General features: G+C 39.5%; 1 pseudogene. It reads right to left on the minus strand.

Annotation, left to right across the window (positions count from 1 at the left end):
- Window positions 1-129: 129 nt before the first annotated feature.
- Window positions 130-810 (minus strand): annotated as a pseudogene (locus tag F6J99_RS45315) (reverse transcriptase N-terminal domain-containing protein); the annotation flags it as partial.
- Between the last annotated feature and the right edge of the window lie 232 nt (window positions 811-1,042).

Here is a 1,042-nt window from a genome sequence, read left to right on the forward strand (position 1 = left end):
ATGAATTGCTATATTCCTACTTGTTTAATTCAGCTTTGTCAAGTCAATAAATATCTATTTATTGACCATTCATAATTCCTAAAATTTGTCAAGTTTTTTGTAAAGAAATATGTTTATAAAGCATAGGTTTGTAGGGGAGAATGTGCTTCCATCCATTACTCCTGCTTTTAACCATTGTCTGATTAATCGTTTCATGGATGGGTAGGTATTTAATTTTGTTAGTAGTGCATTGTGGTTTATTTTATCGAAGCATTTTGATATATCAGCATCTAATACCCATTTTGGTTTTTGATTGATACTGATAAATATTGCTTCGATGGCATCATGACAAGACCGTCCTGGTCGAAACCCGTAGGAGTTGGGTTCAAAGATTGCTTCCCATTCGGGTTCTAAAGCCTGTTTGGCAAGGGCTTGTAGTGCCCGGTCATATATGGTAGGTATCCCTAGAGGCCGTTTTTCCGATTTTCCTGGTTTCGGAATCCATACCCTTCTTGTTGGTTGCGGCTTCTTATAGATTTTTAGGCTGGCTACTAAGGCGAGTCTTTGCTTATCTGTTAAAGCTTTTTTCCCGTCTATTCCGGCAGTCTTTTTGCCCTTATTCTGTTGAGTTACCTTTCTGACTGCAATCATTTTTGCTGACCAGGATTTCATCAGAGTCTTTTGTAGCTTTCGTACCACGCGAACTTCACCACGTTGGGAGGCTCGGTATATTCGGTTTTGCAACTTAAAGACAACTTGTTCTAGCTTACGCCAGTTAGTTTTCTTCCATTCCGACTGTGGGGCAAATCCCCTAGTTTTAGACTTATTCATTGCTACTTCTAACTATACCTTTTCCTATAACGTGAGTCTGTCTGCATATCCCAGGTATTACCCTGGGCATTGGCTTTTGACTCAATCTTTCTCACATAGGCCATGCGGCTAACTACCTACTCAGAAATCGACCTTTCTGAGAGTACCTATGGAGTTACTTCGTTCCTGATAACCATTCTTTGAATCTTTTAGGGTGATACTATCCACCGGGAATTAGGGAAATCATTATAAG

It is taken from the genome of Moorena sp. SIO4G3, assembly GCF_010692305.1.
Taxonomy (GTDB): domain Bacteria; phylum Cyanobacteriota; class Cyanobacteriia; order Cyanobacteriales; family Coleofasciculaceae; genus Moorena; species Moorena producens_A.